At 74.1% G+C, this 16,829-nt stretch carries 18 protein-coding genes; 12 read left to right on the top strand and 6 right to left on the bottom strand.

From position 1 onward, the window contains the following. Window positions 1-35: 35 nt before the first annotated feature. Window positions 36-929 (top strand): alpha/beta fold hydrolase, encoded by an 894-nt coding sequence (locus FGD68_RS14130; protein WP_119372374.1) that lies wholly within the window; start codon window positions 36-38, stop codon window positions 927-929. Between the two features lie 12 nt (window positions 930-941). Here FGD68_RS14130 and FGD68_RS14125 read toward each other — a convergent pair whose 3' ends face one another. Next, complete coding sequence (locus FGD68_RS14125) at window positions 942-2,648, bottom strand: glycosyltransferase family 39 protein (protein WP_119372375.1); 1,707 nt, start codon at window positions 2,646-2,648, stop codon at window positions 942-944. Between the two features lie 136 nt (window positions 2,649-2,784). Here FGD68_RS14125 and FGD68_RS14120 point away from each other — a divergent pair, with 136 nt between their 5' ends. From FGD68_RS14120 to FGD68_RS14100, 5 genes are all read left to right on the top strand, one after another. Beyond that, a complete protein-coding gene (locus FGD68_RS14120) occupies window positions 2,785-3,834 on the top strand; it encodes a ThiF family adenylyltransferase (protein ID WP_237609586.1) in 1,050 nt (349 codons plus the stop codon). Next, entirely contained in the window at window positions 3,807-4,640 is an 834-nt protein-coding gene (locus tag FGD68_RS14115) for a nucleotidyltransferase family protein (RefSeq protein ID WP_220452698.1), read from the top strand. The genes FGD68_RS14120 and FGD68_RS14115 overlap by 28 nt, the downstream gene beginning before the upstream one ends. Before the next feature lie 110 nt (window positions 4,641-4,750). Next, window positions 4,751-5,725, top strand: a complete 975-nt coding sequence (locus FGD68_RS14110; RefSeq protein WP_220452699.1) for a hypothetical protein — start codon at window positions 4,751-4,753, stop codon at window positions 5,723-5,725. Continuing rightward, window positions 5,718-7,178 carry a hypothetical protein gene (locus FGD68_RS14105; protein WP_220452700.1) on the top strand — a complete coding sequence of 487 codons (1,461 nt, stop codon included), beginning with the start codon at window positions 5,718-5,720 and terminating at the stop codon, window positions 7,176-7,178. Before FGD68_RS14110 ends, FGD68_RS14105 begins: the two co-directional genes overlap by 8 nt. 140 nt (window positions 7,179-7,318) lie before the next feature. Further along, entirely contained in the window at window positions 7,319-7,930 is a 612-nt protein-coding gene (locus FGD68_RS14100; protein ID WP_119372378.1) for a GNAT family N-acetyltransferase, read from the top strand. Window positions 7,931-7,982: 52 nt separating this feature from the next. On the opposite strand, the gene FGD68_RS14095 is transcribed toward FGD68_RS14100, so the two are convergent. Continuing rightward, window positions 7,983-8,480 carry a general stress protein gene (locus FGD68_RS14095; RefSeq protein ID WP_104235009.1) on the bottom strand — a complete coding sequence of 166 codons (498 nt, stop codon included), beginning with the start codon at window positions 8,478-8,480 and terminating at the stop codon, window positions 7,983-7,985. A gap of 108 nt (window positions 8,481-8,588) precedes the next feature. Here FGD68_RS14095 and FGD68_RS14090 point away from each other — a divergent pair, with 108 nt between their 5' ends. Next, window positions 8,589-9,095 carry a MarR family winged helix-turn-helix transcriptional regulator gene (locus FGD68_RS14090; RefSeq protein WP_119372379.1) on the top strand — a complete coding sequence of 169 codons (507 nt, stop codon included), beginning with the start codon at window positions 8,589-8,591 and terminating at the stop codon, window positions 9,093-9,095. Between the two features lie 54 nt (window positions 9,096-9,149). Here the strand turns inward: FGD68_RS14090 and FGD68_RS14085 are convergent, their stop codons facing one another. Continuing rightward, complete coding sequence (locus FGD68_RS14085; protein ID WP_119372380.1) at window positions 9,150-9,626, bottom strand: OsmC family protein; 477 nt, start codon at window positions 9,624-9,626, stop codon at window positions 9,150-9,152. 254 nt (window positions 9,627-9,880) lie between these two features. On the opposite strand from FGD68_RS14085, the gene FGD68_RS14080 reads away from it, so the two are divergent. The 5 genes from FGD68_RS14080 (at window position 9,881) to FGD68_RS14060 (ending at window position 14,870) form a co-directional block, all read left to right on the top strand. Beyond that, window positions 9,881-11,914, top strand: a complete 2,034-nt coding sequence (locus tag FGD68_RS14080; RefSeq protein ID WP_119372383.1) for an aldo/keto reductase — start codon at window positions 9,881-9,883, stop codon at window positions 11,912-11,914. Next, the gene (locus tag FGD68_RS14075) at window positions 11,893-12,924 is read left to right on the top strand and encodes a LacI family DNA-binding transcriptional regulator (RefSeq protein WP_237609585.1); all 1,032 of its coding nucleotides are present in this window, start codon (window positions 11,893-11,895) and stop codon (window positions 12,922-12,924) included. The genes FGD68_RS14080 and FGD68_RS14075 overlap by 22 nt, the downstream gene beginning before the upstream one ends. A 44-nt stretch (window positions 12,925-12,968) precedes the next feature. After that, entirely contained in the window at window positions 12,969-13,319 is a 351-nt protein-coding gene (locus FGD68_RS14070; protein WP_119373386.1) for a GntR family transcriptional regulator, read from the top strand. Then, on the top strand, window positions 13,316-14,281 hold the full coding sequence (locus FGD68_RS14065) for a DUF1648 domain-containing protein (RefSeq protein ID WP_119373385.1): 966 nt from the start codon (window positions 13,316-13,318) through the stop codon (window positions 14,279-14,281). The genes FGD68_RS14070 and FGD68_RS14065 overlap by 4 nt, the downstream gene beginning before the upstream one ends. A 109-nt stretch (window positions 14,282-14,390) precedes the next feature. Continuing rightward, window positions 14,391-14,870 (top strand): VOC family protein, encoded by a 480-nt coding sequence (locus FGD68_RS14060; RefSeq protein ID WP_119373384.1) that lies wholly within the window; start codon window positions 14,391-14,393, stop codon window positions 14,868-14,870. 187 nt (window positions 14,871-15,057) lie between these two features. On the opposite strand, the gene FGD68_RS14055 is transcribed toward FGD68_RS14060, so the two are convergent. From FGD68_RS14055 to moaA, 3 genes are read right to left on the bottom strand one after another with little or no spacing between them, the layout of a single operon-like run. Beyond that, window positions 15,058-15,387 (bottom strand): hypothetical protein, encoded by a 330-nt coding sequence (locus tag FGD68_RS14055; RefSeq protein WP_119373383.1) that lies wholly within the window; start codon window positions 15,385-15,387, stop codon window positions 15,058-15,060. Window positions 15,388-15,441: 54 nt separating this feature from the next. After that, window positions 15,442-15,708, bottom strand: a complete 267-nt coding sequence (locus tag FGD68_RS14050; protein WP_119373382.1) for a MoaD/ThiS family protein — start codon at window positions 15,706-15,708, stop codon at window positions 15,442-15,444. A 1-nt stretch (window position 15,709) separates the two neighbouring features. After that, on the bottom strand, window positions 15,710-16,795 hold the full coding sequence (gene moaA, locus FGD68_RS14045; protein ID WP_390611053.1) for a GTP 3',8-cyclase MoaA: 1,086 nt from the start codon (window positions 16,793-16,795) through the stop codon (window positions 15,710-15,712). Between the last annotated feature and the right edge of the window lie 34 nt (window positions 16,796-16,829).

Raw genomic sequence — 16,829 nt, 5'->3', positions numbered from 1 at the left:
CTGCTAACCGGTAAGACAACTCAAAGGGGTTAGCCATGGTCACCGTCCATCACCGCACCGTCTCGGTCTCCATCGACGGGCTCGACGGGCTCGACGGCCTCGACGGCCTCGACGTCTTCTGGCGCGAGGCCGGGCCCGCCGACGCCCCCGTGCTCCTGCTGCTCCACGGGTACCCGTCGAGCTCGCACATGTTCCGGCACCTGATCCCCGCGCTCGCGGGCCGCTTCCGCGTCATCGCGCCGGACCTCGTCGGCTTCGGCCGGTCGTCCGCGCCGTCGGTCGACGAGTTCGACTACACGTTCGCCGCGCTCGCCGAGGTGACCGCCCGCTTCCTCGCCGCGATCGGGGTCGAGCGCTACGCGATCTACGTGCAGGACTACGGCGCACCCGTCGGATGGCGCCTGGCGCTCGCCGACCCGTCCGCGGTCACGGGCGTCATCACGCAGAACGGCAACGCCTACGAGGAGGGGTTCGTGCCGTCGTTCTGGGATCCGATCTGGGCCGACGCCGCCGAACGCACCGCCGCCACGCGCGACGCCCTCCGCCCGGCCCTCGGTCGCGAGGCCGTGGAGTGGCAGTACACGCACGGCGTGGCGGATCCGTCGGTCGTAGATCCGGACGCCTGGGAGCACGACCTCGCGCTCCTCGCTCGCCCCGGCCAGGACGACGTGCAGCTCGCGCTCTTCCGCGACTACGCCACCAACCGCGAGCTGTACCCGGCGGTGCACGCCTGGCTCCGCGAGTCCCGCGTGCCGGTGCTCGCGATCTGGGGAGGGAACGACGAGATCTTCGCGGCGGCCGGTGCCGAGGCCTTCCGCCGCGACGCCCCGCATGCGCGGATCGAGCTCGTCGACGGCGGGCACTTCCTGCTCGAGTCGCACCTCGACCGCGTCGTGGCGGCGATCGGGGAGTGGCACCCCGTCGCGTGAGGTGCCGCGGGATCAGCCTGCCGCGACCCGCTCGTAGCGCTCGACGTTCGCGTTCATCACGTGCCAGTCGTCGGTCTTGGCGAAGCCGCGCGGGGTGAGCGCCTCGGCCACGTCGTCGCGGATGTCCTGCTTGTCGCTCGTGACCAGCCACACGACGTCGGCGCCGTCGACCTCGTCGACCCGGTCGGCGAGCGGGTAGGTCTCCTCCCAGAGGCCGTCGGTGTCGCCCGGCGGGGTGCGCAGCAGGATGTCGTCCATGCCGCGGAAGGCGTCCGGGTACGAGTACGCGACGATGCGCGAGGTCGCCTTCGGGTGGCGCCGGACCGGGCCGAAGATCACGGCCTCGCTCGTGCCGGGGGTCTCCTGCGCGCGCTCCTCGGAGACGATGCGCGCGATGGCGGCCCAGTCGGAGTCGGCCTTCACGGTGGTCGTGCGGTCGTGCACGAGCTGCATGAGCGACAGCGCCACCAGCACGGCCGTCACCGCGGCGACGAGCGGCTTCCACTTCAGCGCGAGGATCCCGACCGCCATGAGCATCGCGAACGCGGGCGCCGTGTACGCCATGTAGCGCGGCGAGTAGAGCGGCGACATGAGGGTGGACGCGCCGATGAGCAGCAGCGTCGGCACGGCGAACCACACGACCGCGAGCTGCAGGATCGTCGGCGACCACCCGGCGTGCAGGTACGCCGACTCGAACTCGGCGAGGGCGCCCTCGGGCTCGAGGCGTGACGCGCGGCGGGCGCGCACCAGGCGGATCCCGCGGCGCACCAGCAGCGCGAGGCCCACGAGCGCGAGCGCCCAGGCGAGGAAGCCGAAGACGTCGTTCTGGTAGAAGAGCTGCGTCGAGATCACCTGCGTGATCGTGTTCGGGCCGATGGGCTTGATCCAGCCGACCTGGCCCGACTGCTCCGTCACCACGCGCACGAGCGGCAGGGACAGGAGCCCCGCCGTGATGGAGGCGAGGGCCCAGCCGAGCAGCGACACGACCATGGGCCGGCGGCTGCGGCGGCCGACGCGCGCGGACGCGATGGCCCACAGGATCACGACCCCGTGCGCACCCACGAGCAACGCGAGGTACACGAAGGTGGATGCGCCGAGCCACGCGAGCAGCCCGTACAGCGCCCACCACCTGGCCTGCACCTGCCAGCGGGTTCCGGCGCGGCGGGCTGCGAGCACGAACGCGACGGTGAGCGCGACCGCGATGAGGGTGCCGAGCGCGAACGAGCGTCCTTCCGTGCCCATCCACGCCGAGCGGGGGATCACGACGAAGACCAGCCCCGCGACGATGCCGGTCGCGCGCGTGGAGATCGTGCGGGTGAGCAGCACGACGCCCGCGGCGGCCAGGCCGATGAACACCGCGCTCGGGAAGCGCAGCGACGTGGGGGAGTAGCCGACCAGCTCGAACCACACCTTCATGCCCGCGTAGTAGAGGCCGTGGACGGCGTCGACCGTGCTGAGCTCGCGGAGGAGATCGTCCCAGCCGCGCGTGGCCGAGATCACGGTGGCGGCCTCGTCGTACCAGACCGACGGGGCGCCCGCGAGGGGGAGCGCGAGCAGGAAGCCGAGGAGGCCGATGAGCCAGGCGTCGCCCCAGCGACGGTGGTGGAACCGGCCGAGGGGACCGGACGGGCGGCCGCCGCGGGGACCGTCGGCGGGCCGTCGTACGCTGGGTCCGGTCGACGCGCGTCCGCGTCCGCCGTCCGTACGGAGGTCTGTCATGGGGTCGTCTCTGCCGCTCGTCGATCTGGACGGCACGCACCCCGGGGGGCGGGGCCTCGGTGGTCATGGCTCCGGGCAGGATGCGCACGAGAGGCGCGAACGCCACTCCCGGCACCTCGCCCTTCCCGGCATCGGGATGGGGGGTCAGTCCCGCATCGACCAGGCGCGCGTGCTCGTGATCGGCGCGGGCGGCCTCGGTTCCCCCGTGCTGCAGTACCTGGCCGCGGCGGGGATCGGGACCCTCGGAATCGTAGACGACGATGCTGTGGACCTCTCCAACCTCCAGCGCCAGACCATCCACGGCACGCCGGACGTCGGCCGGCCGAAGACCACGTCAGCGGCGGATTCCGTGCACCGCACCGACCCCGGCGTCGAGGTCGTGGAGCACGCCGAGCGGCTGACGGACGACAACGCCATCCGGATCCTCAGCGGATACGACGTGGTCGTCGACGCCACCGACAACTTCGCCACCCGCTACCTCATCAGCGACGCGGCGGCCCTGGTCGGCGTGCCGTGCGTGTGGGGATCCGTGTACCGGTGGGACGCGCAGGTCACCGTCTTCTGGGACGCGGCGCCCGACGGCCGCGGCATCGACTACCGCGACGTGTTCCCCGAGCCGCCCGCCGACGGCGCCGTCCTCTCCTGCGAGGAGGCGGGCGTGTTCGGCGCGGTGTGCGGCACGGTCGGTGCGCTCATGGCGACCGAGGTCATCAAGCTCGTGACGGGCGCGGGGACGCCGCTGATCGGCCGGGTCGTCGTGCTCGACGCGCTCGCCGGCACCAGCCGCACCATCGGCGTGAAGCGCGCGAAGGGCCGCCAGCGGGTCACGGCGCTCGCCGACTACGACCTGTTCTGCGGCGTGGGCGCGGCCAGCGACGGCACCGAGCTCGACGCGGAGGCCGTGGAGCGGATCCTCGCCTCGGACGAGTCCGTCGTGCTCCTCGACGTGCGCGAGCCCGACGAGCGCCTGGCCGACTCCATCCCCGGCCACGTCGCGGTGCCCGTGCGCATCGTCACGGTGGATCCGGGCGCGGTGCCCGGCGAGATCACCGACCGCGTGATCGTCTACTGCGCCTCGGGCGTGCGCTCGCGGGCTGCCGCGGCGGCCCTGCGCGAGGCGGGCCGGGATGCGGTGAGCCTCCGCGGCGGGATCCAGTCGTGGCGGAGCGTGGCGGGGCGGGCGTGACGGGCGGCGTCGACGCGGGTCCGATCCTCGGGCTCGACGACGACGCGTTCCTCGAGTTGGCCGCCGACGCGCTGGCGTCCGTGCCCGGCGTGCGCGGCGTCGCGCTCGGCGGATCCCGCGCCCAGGGTGTCGCCCGGCCCGACAGCGACTGGGACGTGGCCGTCTACTACCGCGGGGCATTCGAACCCGACGACCTGCGCGCGCTCGGCTGGCCCGGCGGGCTCAGCCCGCGCGGCGGCTGGGGCCCGGTCTTCGACGGCGGCGGTGCGCTCCACGTCGACGGCCGCACGGTCGACGTCCACTACCGCGACCTCGACGCGATCGAGGCCGTCCACGAGGAGGCGCTCGCCGGCCGCTTCACCATCGAGACGCTCCTCTTCCATCAGGCGGGCCTGCCGAGCACGATCCTGCTGGCCGAGGTGGGCGTGAATCGCACCCTCCGCGGCGAGGTGCCGGAGTTCGCGTACCCGCCGGCCCTCCGTGAGTCCGCGCCCGGGATCTGGTGGCAGCGCGCCGAGCTGACGCTGCACTACGCCCGCGAGGGCCACGCCCGCCACGGCCGGGTCGCGCAGTGCGCCGGGCTCCTCTCCGAGGCCGCGTGCTCCGCGGCGCACGCGATCCTCGCCCACCGCGGCGAGTGGATCACGAACGAGAAGCAGCTCCTGACGCGCGCGGGGCTCCGCGGGGTCGACGCGGTCGTGGGGCGCATGGGTGCCGAGCCCGCGGAGCTGGTGCGCGCGGTCGACGCGGTCGAGGTCCTTCTCGTCGAGGCGATGCGGCGGGAGGGGGTCGCGGGCGGGGTGTGACCGCGGTGGTGCATCCGCCTCCCGCGACGACGTCGCCGGTCGTCTATATCCTCCAGTGAGGAAATGACTTCGACGGGGATCGGTGGCGTGCGATGGACGAGCAGCGCGGGTTGGGCAAAGCCAGGGACGGCATCGCGAAGGCGATGGACGAGGCTGCCCGGATGGCGCGCGCCGCGTCCACGCAGGTGGGCGAGCGCGTGGGGGATCTCCGGGACACGACGAAGGAGACCGTCGAGAAGCTCGCTGCCAGGAAGCCGGATCCCTACGAGGACGCCGTCGCCGCGTACAACATCGCGTACACGAGGATGAACGACGCGGGACTCGCGCTCCTGCGCCAGCGCGAGCGGTCGACCGACCTGATCGAGCACGTGGAGGCGCTGGTCAACAGCATCGCCAACACCCCGAAGTCCTTCGACGCGGCCATCGGCCGGATCGACGTCGACAAGGCGGAGTTCCTGGACGTCGAGGAGTTCGCCCGGCGGGACCTCGAGGCCGTCCGGCGGTCCGCGGCCGGAGGCGGTGCCGGGTTCGCCGCCGGGGCCGCGGTCGCGAGCGTGGCGCCGAGCGCGGCCATGTGGGTCGCGACCACCTTCGGCGCCGCGTCGACCGGCACGGCGATCTCCGCCCTGTCCGGCGCTGCGGCCACGAACGCGGCCCTCGCCTGGCTCGGCGGCGGCGCTCTGGCGGCCGGCGGCGGCGGGACGGCCATGGGCGGGGCCATCCTCGCCCTGTCCGGTCCGGTGGGCTGGAGCGTCGCGGGAGCGGCGATCCTCACCTCGGTCGCCCTGTTCGCGTGGAAGAAGGGCGAGACCCGCGAGGAGAAGCAGGAGGCTCTCGGCGCGGTCATGCGCAACACCGCCCGCGTGGAGGAGCTGGCCACCAGGGTCGACGCCCTCCTCCGACGCACTGACGAGCTCCGGATATCGCTCACGACGAGCTACCGCGAGGCGATGCGCTCCTTCGGCGCCGACTTCGCGGCTCTCCCTGCGAGCGACCGGTCGCGCCTGGCCGCTCTGGTCAACAGCACGCAAGCCTGCGCGGCGCTGCTGAGCGAGCGGGTCGAGGGGGACGCCGACCGTGGTTGACGTGCCGGAGCTCGCCGCGCGCAACCAGGAGCAGGCGGTCGCGGCATGGGTGAACCACCTCAACCAGGTGCGCCTCGACGGGCTGCTCGCCGCGCTCCGGCGCCAGGACGGGAACCTCCGCGACGCATTGGCACGGGTCGACGCGGCCATCCGCACCATCGACCTCGAGGTGGTCGGGCGCAACCGGGGCGGGACGAAGGGGATGCACGGCTTCATCGCCGAGGCGGCCGAGAGCGGGATCGGGGACGCGCGGAGCCAGATCCTGGGCGCGGGGCGGGTCTACGAGTGGGTGAACGACAACGGACCGGTCGACCTGATGCGCGGCGGCGTCGAGATCCAGCAGAAGTTCGTAGCGGCGGGCGGTCGATTCGGGCTCGGTGCCATCGCCGAGCACCTCGAGAGGTACCCGGACTTCGTGAGCGGCGGCGGCAGGTACCAGATCCCGAGCGACCACTTCGAGGTGATCCAGGCGCTGCACGGCATGAGTCGCGAGGAGGCGGGCCGCCTGCTCACCCGCGGGGGCGATGGCCCGTCCTTCCGCGACTGGAAGGCCGTCCAGACCTTCTTCGCGACCCGCGACCTGGGGATCGAGTCGCTCGAGGCCTCGCACCTCCGCTACGACGAGGTGCAGCGCGGCGTGTACGAGGCGACGCTGGAGGGGGAGAAGGACTCGCTGCGCGCGACCGACCAGGGCCGCCGGGACGATGCCCACCGCGCGAGCAGGCCGACGGCCCGGGAGGGCGCGAAGGCGACCCTGGTCGCCGCGGGGGTCGAGGGGGCGACGGCATTCGTGCTCGCCGTGGTGCGGAAGCGCCGTGCCGGCACGCGGCTCCAGGACTTCACCGAGGAGGACTGGACCGAGATCGCGGGCGACTCCGGCCGAGGCTTCCTGACGGGCGGGATCCGCGGCCTCAGCATCTACGCGCTCACCAACTTCACCGCCACGTCCGCAGCCGTGGCAAGCGCCATGGTGACCGCGGCGTTCGGCGTCGCTGAGCAGGCGCACCGGCTCCGGACGGGCGAGATCGCCGAGGCGGAGTTCCTCGAGAACGCCGAGCTGGTCTGCCTGGAGGCGGCCGTCGGCGCGCTGTCGTCCTTCGTGGGCCAGGCGCTCATCCCGGTACCGGTGCTCGGGGCGGTCATCGGGAACACGGTGGGCATGATCATGCACTCGGCCGTCTCGGACGCGCTCTCCCGGCGGGAGGCAGCCCTCGTCGAGGGCTACCTGCGCGACCAGCGCGAGCTGGACGAGCAGCTCGCCGCCGAGGACCAGGCGCTGATCGACGAGCTCGACGCGAGCATGGCCACCTGCCTCGAGGTGCTCGAGAGGGCCTTCTCGCCGGACGTCGAGGCGGCCCTCCTGGGGTCGGTCGACCTCGCGCGCTCGGTCGGGGTGGAGACGGAGCGGATCCTGGACTCCGACGAGAAGGTCCGCGACTACTTCCTCGGCTGACGAGGACCGCGGGGCACCTCACTCCGCCGCCGCGCCCGACCACCGCGAACAGCCGCAGCATCCCGTGGCTCTCCGTGCTGCGGTCGGCGGCGCGGGTCGGCTGCCTGTCCTGGGCGGCCGTGCCATGCCAGGCTCGCGGGATGAGCGCTGAGCCCGTCATCGCCCGATCCGACGACCCGCGGGTCGCCCGCCTCCGGGAGGAGGGCTGGATCGTGAACGCCCGGTCGTGGGGCGCGCAGCTCGACGCGGCCGACGCGGATCCGGCCAGGTTGCGGGCGCTCATCGACCGCGTCGGCCCGGACGCGGTGCTCCGGGAGCTCGCCCCGGAGGACGTCCCGCGGATCCTCGCGCTCGACGCCGCCACGCTCGACGACTACCCGGGCGGCCCCGCCACGCGGCACGCTGGTCTCACGCCGGTCTCGGCCCGCGTCCCGGCGCCCGGCCGCCGCGGCTACGGCGCCTTCGACGTCGCGGGTGCGCTCCTCGCGATGACGTTCGTCGACCTGGATCCCACGGGCCGCGCCGCGGAGACCGACGTGACGGTCGTCGAGGCCGCCCACCGCGGTCGCGGCCTCGGCGCGGCCGTGAAGGCGGCCTGCGTGCTGGCGCTCCTCGGGGCGGGCGTGACGTCGTTCCGCACCGGCGGATCGAGCGAGAACGCGGCCATCATCGCGGCCGGCGCGGCGCTCGGCTACCGCATCGACGAGGAGTGGCTCACGCTCGAGGCCCCGCAGGTCGCACCCCGGACATGACGACGCGGACGGGCGGCTGGGCCGCCCGTCCGCGTCGGGGTGATGCGTCGGGTCAGGCGCGCGGCGCGCCCGTCGTGTCGAACAGGATCCGCGACGCCTCGGCGGCCCGCGCGCTGTCGACCAGCACGTCGTAGCGGCCGGCGGTCAGCGTCTGGATCGAGGCGAAGTCGCGCTTGCCACGCGTGGCGTAGTGGCCGACGAAGCCGAACAGCGCGCCCCAGAGCGCGCCGATGCCGACGGCTACGAGGAGGACGCCGAGGAACGCGACGCCGGGGGTGAAGATCCCGAACAGCACGCCGAGCATGAGTCCGAACCAGGCGCCGCCCGCGGCTCCGCGCACAGCGGCGCTGCCGTTTGTGACCCGGCCGGTGACGGTCTCGACGGTGCGGACGTCGTGGCCCACGATCTGCGTCGAGGCGACCGGGAACTCCTTGTCGGACAGCGTGTCGACGGCGGCCTGCGCGTCGGCGTACTCGGTGTAGCTCGCGATCACCTCGCGGGGCGTGGCCGGGACGGCGTGCGCGCGGGGGTCGGTGCTCGGGGTGGACATGGGGTGCTTCCTCTCGGATCGTGCGGGGCGTGCGTTCCGTCCGGGTACGGACGATATGGTTTGAGGATACCAACGATCGGCGAGCACGGAGGGGACGGGGATCCAACGGTGAGCGAGCTCCCAGGCGAGGACGGCGCATCCGTCGGTGCGGCGATGGAGCGGGCGGTCCTCGCGATCACCCGCTGGGCCTCGCGGCCCGACGTGCGCCGCGGGATGCTCGCGGACGAGGGCGGGGCGTTCTCGTCCACCGACACGTGGCTCCTCGCCCACCTCGCCGAGTGCGGCGCGACCCGGATGCGCGTGCTCGCCGACTGGCAGGGCGTCGACAAGTCGACGATGACCGCGCACGTGCGGCGCCTCGAGGAGCGGGGCCTCGTGATCCGCGAGCCCGACCCCGATGACCGTCGCGCCGTCCTCGTGCGCGCGACGCCCGAGGCCGAGCGGGTGCTCGACCGGAACTCCGCCACGGCCCGCGCGCTCCTCGGCGAGCTCGTGGGGGAGTGGACGGCCCGGGAGCGCACCGAGCTGACCCGGCTGCTCGGGCGGCTCGTCGACGAGATCGAGGAGGCGGGCGGAGGTCGTACGGCCGATGCCGCGGACCGCGCCGCCCGGTGAGCAGCGCGGTCCGGCGGCGGACGCCTCCGCCGCAGGCCGTCTCCGGTGGGGTGATCAGACCCGCGCGAGCGCCCGGTTCGTCCAGGCGTTCGTGATCTGCACCCCGGCCCGCTCGAAGAGCTGCGTGAGCGGGCAGCGGCGCGCGACCTCGGCGACGAACGCGTCGAAGGCGGCGTCGTCGAGCTCGGTCTCGAGGTCGACCGTGAGGGTCAGGCGCTGGAACGTGCCGTCGCCCTCGGCGCCGAAGACGAGGACGGAGTTGTCGAGCTCGGCCTGCACGCGGCCCTCGAAGGCGCCGAGGGTGATGCCCTGGCCGAGCGCGATGATCGTCGCCGTCACCTGGTTGCACGAGACGTACGCGGAGAGCACGAGGTCGAGCGGGCTGGGCGCGCTGTCCGTGCCGCCGAACGCGGGGTGGCCCTCGGCGCGGACGGTGTGCTCGCTTCCCGCGATGGACACCTCCTGGAGGACGCCGGATCCCGTCCCGAGGAGGTCGAACTCGAGGACGGATCCCTTGGGGTGCTGCGGCATGGTGCGCTCCTTCGTCGTGCGGGTCGGGTCGGCCGGCGGGCCGTGGTGTGCTCGACGATAGGCAGCCCGGCTGCGATCCGGGGCCCGCGTGACGGAACGTGACGCGACGGCGGCGGCATCTCCGGCGGGAACGGTCGATGAGGTGACCGTGAACGTTCACGTGCCCGATGGTCGGCCGCTCTTGACGTGACCGGATCCCCGCCCGTAGCGTCGTCGTGAACGTTCACGCCGATGACGCCGCGAAGGGCTCCACCATGACCGATCCCACCCCGACCACCACGACCGCACCCGGCTGGGCGGTCCTCGGCCCGGGCAGCATCGCCCGCCGCTTCCTCTCCCAGCTCCCCGCGAGCGAGCGCGCCGCCCGCCTCGTCGCCGCCGGCAGCTCGAGCGTCGAGCGCGCCGGCGCCTTCGCGGCGGAGGCGGCCGACCACGGCTTCGCCGACGTCACGGGCGCCGACTACGACGCCGTCCTCGCGGATCCGGCCGTCGACGCCGTCTACATCTCCACCGTGCACACCGGCCACGCCGACCTCGTCATCCGCGCGCTCGAGGCCGGCAAGGCCGTCCTCTGCGAGAAGCCGCTCGCCGTCAACCACGGCACCGCGATGGCGCTCGTCGACGCGGCCCGCACGGCGGGCGTCCCGCTCGTCGAGGCGTACATGTACCGCTTCCACCCGCAGACCGCGGCGCTCCTCGACCTGCTGCGCGAGGGCGTGATCGGCGACGTCGCCCACGTCGACGCGTCCTTCTCCTTCCGCACCGGATCCCGCACCGGGCGCCTCTACGACACCGCGACCGCGGGCGGCGGGATCCTCGACGTCGGCGGCTACACGGTCACCGCCGCGGCCGCCGTGGTGCAGGCCGCGACCGGGATCGCCGTCGCCGAGCCGCTCACCCTGGAGGTGGACGGAACGGTCGGCCCGACCGGCGTCGACGAGTGGTCCGTCGCGCGCGCGACCTACCGCGGCGGCGCCGGGCAGCAGGGCATCACCGCGACCCTCCGCACGGGCGTCGCGCTCGACGAGCCGCAGGCGCTCACTATCCACGGCTCGAAGGGCCGCATCCACCTCAGCGACCCGTGGACCCTCGGCGACACGCCCACCATCGAGGTCTCCGTCGTCGGCGAGGAGCCGCGCACGCTCACCTTCGCGGGCGCGAAGCCGTACGCGATCGAGGCCGACGCCACGACCGACGCGCTCGCGGCGGGTCTCGGCGAGGCCGCCCAGATGACGCTCGACGAGACGCTCGCCACGGCCCGCACGCTCGACCGGTGGCGCGCCGCGCTCCAGCTCCGCTACCCGTTCGAGTCGGAGGACGCGGACATCCCCACCGTCTCCGGCCGGCCCCTCGCGGTCCGCGACGACAGCCCGATGCTCTACGGCGAGATCCCCGGAGTCGGCAAGCGCATGTCGCGTCTCGTCATGGGCGTCGACAACCAGCCCGACCTCGCGCACGCCTCCGCGATCTTCGACCACTTCGTCGAGCAGGGCGGCAACGCCTTCGACACCGGCTACATCTACGGCGGCGGCGTGCTCGAGGGCCGCCTGGGCACGTGGATCCGGAACCGCGGCATCCGCGAGGACGTCGTCGTGATCACCAAGGGCGCCCACACCCCGCACTGCGATCCCGAGTCGCTCACGAGCCAGCTGCTGGAGAGCCTCGAGCGCCAGGGCACCGACTACGCCGACATCTACCTCATGCACCGCGACAACCTCGAGGTGCCGGTGGGGGAGTTCGTCGACGTGATGGACGAGCACCAGCGCGCCGGGCGGATCCGCTCCTACGGCGTCTCCAACTGGACGCCCGAGCGCTTCGACGAGGCGCAGGCCTACGCGAAGGCGAACGGCCGGGCCGGGTTCCAGGCGCTGAGCGACCACTTCGGCCTGGCCGAGGCGTACGACGTGCCGTGGGCGGGATGCGTGCACGTCACGGATCCGGCCTCCAAGGCCTGGCTCGAGGAGCGGCAGATCCCGCTGCTGCCGTGGTCGTCGCAGGCCCGCGGCTTCTTCACGGGCCGCGCCCGTCCCGACGACCTGAGCGACCCGGAGCTCGTGCGCTGCTACTACGGCGACGACAACTTCGAGCGCCTCCGCCGCGCCGAGGAGCTCGCCGCCCAGCACGGCGTGCAGGCCACGGCGATCGCGCTCGCCTACGTGCTCGCGCAGCCGTTCCCGACCTTCCCGCTGTTCGGCCCGCGCACCATCACGGAGGTCCGCTCCTCGATGCGCGGCCTGTCGATCGAGCTCACCCCGGAGCAGGTGGCGTGGCTGGACCTGCGCGGCTGAGCGGGTCGGGCGCGGCCGGCCGGGAGGCGGCCGGCCGCGCCACGATCCACGACGTCGCGGCCGCCGCCGGGGTCTCCCGCCAGACCGTGACGCGCGCGATGAACGGCATGCCGGGCATCAGCGAGGAGACGAAGCGGCGCGTGCTCGACGCCGCGGATCAGCTCGCGTACCGCCCGTCGCGGTTCGGGCGCGGGCTCGTGACGGGCGGGGACCACCAGCTCGGCCTCGTGGTCGACGACCTGCGGAACCCGTGGTCGCCCGAGCTCGCGGCCGCGGTCGTGCGCATCGCGGCGGCACGAGGCTGGAACGTGTCGCTCGCCGACGTGGGCCTCGCCGCCGACTCCGACCGCATGGTCGAAGCCCTCGGCGCGCAGACCGACGCCGTGATCGGGACCCTCGGATCGCGCGCCGCCGAGTGGATCGCGCGGCTCGGCTCGGTGCCGGTCGTCGAGCTGGATCCGCGCGGCGACCCCCTGCGCGCCGCCGTGCAGCTGGATCCCTCGGAGGCGATCGACGCCCTCGCCGACCACCTCGACGCGGTCGGCGTGCGGCACCCGGTCGTGCTCGACGCCGCGGTCGCTGCGGGCCCCAGCCCCCGCGCCGCCCTGCTCGTGCGCGCGTTCGAGGCGCGGTCGATGGAGGTGTCCGTCGTCCGCGCATCCGCGCCCACGGCGGAGGCCGCCGCCGTCGCGACCGAGCGCGTCGTCGCCCGCCCGCGCACGGCCGACGCGATCGTCGCCTTCAACGACGTGTGCGCCCTCGGCGTGCTCTCCGCCTGCCGTCGCGCGGGCGTCGACGTGCCGGGCGACGTGCGCGTGGTCGGCATCGACGGCCTCTCGCTCGGCCGCCTGCTCGCGCCGACCCTCACGACGCTCGCGGTCGACCTCGACGAGCTCGCCCGCCACGCGCTCGACCTCGCGGTCGCGATGATCGCGGGCGACCTGCCGCGCTCCGGCCCCGAGGTGATCCGCACGGTGCGGCACCAGCTGGTGGTGCGCGAGTCGGCGTGACCCGCCCCTCGCTCTGAGGGAGATTGTTCGCATAGAATGCGAACATGCTCATCACGGTGGATCCTGCGGCGAAGGCCTCGCTCGCCGAGCAGGTGGCCACGCAGATCCGCTACGCGATAGCGCGCGGCGAGCTCGCGAGCGGGGAGCGGCTGCCGTCGGCGCGCGACCTCGCCGCCTCCGTCGAGGTGAACATGCACACGGTGCTCCGCGCGTACGCGAGCCTCAAGGCGGACGGGCTGATCGAGCTGCGTCGAGGCCGCGGCGCGACGGTGATCCGCTCGGGCAACGCGTCCTTCGACCGCCTGCGGACGCTCGTCGAGGAGCTGCGCGACCAGGCGGACACCCTCGAGGTGCCGCTCGACGACCTCCTCACCATGATCAAGGGAGCACGATGACCACCACAGCACCCTCGCCCCTGCCGACCGGCGCGCGCGTGGCGGTGGTCGCCCCGGCGGCGGTCATCGCCCTTGCGCTCGGCGTCGCGGCCGTCCTGCTCGCGCCGGAGCTGCCCGCCCGCATAGCCGTCCACTTCGCCGCCGACGGGACGCCCGACGGATGGGGCTCGCCCTGGGTGATGCTCGCGGTCGCGCTGGGCCTCGCGGTCGTGTCCGTGGCGCTGGCCGTCGCCGCCCTGCGGGCACGGGACCGGCGCACGGCGGCCACGGTGCTCCTCGTCGCGAACCTCGTGACGGGCATCCTCTCCGCGGGATGGATCGCGATCGCGGCGTCCGCCGCCGTCGGCGACGGCACCTTCCCCGTCGCGTGGAGCGTCGTGCTCCTCGGGGTGGGAGCAGTGGCGGCCGGGATCCCCGTGGCCGTCCTGGTCCGCGCCGCCGGACCCGTCCCCGCGCACGACGTGGCGCCGCTCGAGATCCCCGCCACGGCCCGCGTGGCCTGGCGCGGGCGCACCGGCAGCGGATGGTTCGCGGGCATCGGCGCGGCCGTCGTGGTGCTCGGGTTCGTCGCCGCGGCCAGCGCGTCGGCGGGGGACGCCGGCACCGCCGCGCTCACCGGCATCCCGCTGGTCGTGGCCGGCGTCGCCGTGCTCGCTCTCGCCCGCGTCGACGTCACGGTCGACCGGCGCGGGTTCCGCGTCGTGTCGGCGTGGACGCGGATCCCGATCATGCGCGTCCCGCTCGCCCGCATCGAGTCGGCCGGGTGGGAGGACGTCTCGCCGGGGCAGTGGGGCGGCTGGGGCCTGCGCCTCTCAGGTCGTGGGCTGGCGTACGTCACCCGATCCGGGCCCGGCCTCGTCGTGCGGCTCAGCGGCGGTCGAGCGCGGCTGGTCACCGTGGCGGACGCGGATCGCGGCGCTGCCGTCCTCGAGGCAGTCCTCGCGGGGCGCCGCACGTCCTGAGTCGCCCGCCGCATCCGCTGTCGGTCGGGCTCTGGCCGGCAGGCTCTCCGGTGGCTAGCGTGGCGACGCCGGCGCGCGTCGATGCCGCCGTCCGACACGAGGAGCAGCCATGCCGCGCATCACCCCCACCCTCTGGTTCGGCGAGGAGATCGAGGAGGCGGCCCGGTTCTACGTCGACCTGTTCCCCGACTCGCGGATCACCGACACCTCGCGCTACCCCGACGACTTCCCCGACCCGGCCCTCCGCGGCACCGCCCTCGTGATCGACGTCGAGCTCGACGGCCAGGGGATCCGCCTGCTGAACGGCGGCCCGGGCATGCAGGCGACCGAGGCGGTGTCCCTGTCGATCTCGGCCGCGGACCAGGAGGAGGTCGACCGCTACTGGGACGCCTTCGCCGACGGCGGGACCGAGGGCCGCTGCGGCTGGGTGCGCGACCGCTGGGGCTTCTGGTGGCAGGTCGTCCCGGAGGCGATGGCGTCCACGATCGGCGGGCCCGACCCCGAGGGCGCCGCGCGCGCCATGGCCGCGATGATGGGCATGGGCCGGCTCGTCGTGGCCGAGCTGCAGGCGGCGTACGACGGGCGCTGACGGAGCGGGCGCGCGTCAGCGCGCCGGGCCCGGCGTCTGACGCCCACGCGCGTCAGGATGCGGTGATCCCCGCACCCGCCCACGGACGACGACGGGGCTGGATGCCGCTGCCCGTCGGCGCGTCGCCGCGGTCGTCGCCGAGCTGGACCTCCGCGCACAGGGGAGCGGCGGGAGCGGCGCCCCGCCGTCAGGCGCCCGTGCGCTCCGACAGCAGCAGGAGGAGCAGCGACCCGAGCGCGACGACGGCGATGATGCCCATGAGCCAGGCGAAGGCGAGGTTCCGGATGCGCGCTGTGCTCACCGCCGCTGCGACGACGAGCATGGCGAGGTAGAGGAGGGCCGTCGCGGTGATCCCCGCCAGCGGGATCACCGTCTCCAGCCCGAGCGCCGCGACGAGCAGTCCGACGGTGATCCCCGCCATCAGCCCCGCGGGGACGAGCCACTGCCGGCGGCGCCCGATGCGGATCGCGGGCTGGTCGCGGACGCGGGTGGGATCGGGGTCGGGTTCGCCGGGCATGCCCCACCCTCCCGCTGCGACGCGTCCCTGCCAACGGGTGCGAGCGCGTCGGATTCAGCCGCCCGAGAACGGCGGCAGCACGTCCACGGCGCTACCGGCGGTGAGGGGTGCGTCCCGGTCCGTGGTCGCGACGCCCTCGACGAGGTAGGTGCAGCGGGCGAGGACGGCGGACGCGTTCGCCGGATCCGAGCTCGCGGCGGCACGGGCGCCGAGCGCGTCCATGAGGTCGCCGAGCACAGCTGCGGACGGCAGTTCCAGCTCGTCGGTCGTGCGGCCGAGCGCGGCGGCAGCTGCGGCGAAGAGCTCCACGGAGAGGATCACGTCAGCCCCCGATCGCGCTCATGGAGCGGGCGGGCTGGATGAAGTCGGCGTCGTCCATGCCGTGGCCCTTCGGCTTCGCCCACATCGCGCCGCGCCAGAGGTCGGCGATCTCCTGGTCGGACGCGCCGGAGCGGAGAGGAGCGAGCAGGTCGGTCTCGGTGTGCGAGAAGAGGCAGCTGCGCACGCCGCCCGTCGCGGTGAGGCGCGTGCGGCGGCAGTCGGCGCAGAACGGCTCGGTGACGCTCGCGATGACGCCCACGCGGCCGAGCATCGCCGTGCCCGCCCCGCCCTCGCGCGAGTGCACGCGCCAGAGCTCGGCGGGGGATCCGTCGCGCGGCTCCTCGTCGGGCACGAGCGTGAAGCGCTCCGACAGGCGCGCGCGGATCTCGGCGGCCGTGATCATCTCGTCGCGGTCCCACGCGTGGTCGGCGTCGAGCGGCATCTGCTCGATGAAGCGCAGCTGGTGTCCGCCCGCGACCGCCCACTCGAGGAGATCCGCCGCCTGGTCGTCGTTGACGCCGCGCACGAGCACCGCGTTGATCTTGATGGGCGCGAGCCCCGCAGCAGCTGCGGCGTCGATCCCGTCGAGCACGCGGTCGAGGAACGGGCGGCGCGTGATGAGCCGGAACGTCTCGGCGTGCACGGAGTCGAGCGACACGTTGATCCGGTCGAGCCCCGCGTCCTTGAGGGCCTGCGCGCGCGACGAGAGGCCGATCGCGTTGGTGGTGAGGGAGATCTCGGGTCGGTCGGGGATCGCGGCGCACGCGGCGATGATCTCGATGAGGTCGCGGCGGAGCAGGGGCTCGCCGCCCGTGAAGCGCACCTGGCGGACGCCGAGGTCGCGCGTGCCGATGCGCACGAGCCGCTCGATCTCGGCGAGCTGCAGCGCCTGCCGGTCGGGCGTGAACGGGAGTCCCTCGGCCGGCATGCAGTAGGTGCAGCGCAGGTTGCAGCGGTCGGTGAGCGAGATGCGGAGGTCGGTCGCGCGCCGGCCGAAGGGGTCGAGGAGCGCCGGATCGTCGGGCCGGGCGGGGCCCGGAGCGGCGGCGGGACGCGGCATCGCCGGCATCCCCAGCGAGGTGCTCATGCGTCCAGGCTACGCGCGCGCCGGAGCGGGGCCG

The organism is Clavibacter californiensis (assembly GCF_021952865.1).
GTDB lineage: Bacteria > Actinomycetota > Actinomycetes > Actinomycetales > Microbacteriaceae > Clavibacter > Clavibacter californiensis.
Note: the sequence above shows the minus strand (reverse complement) of the source record. Positions and strands in the feature narration are given on the sequence as shown.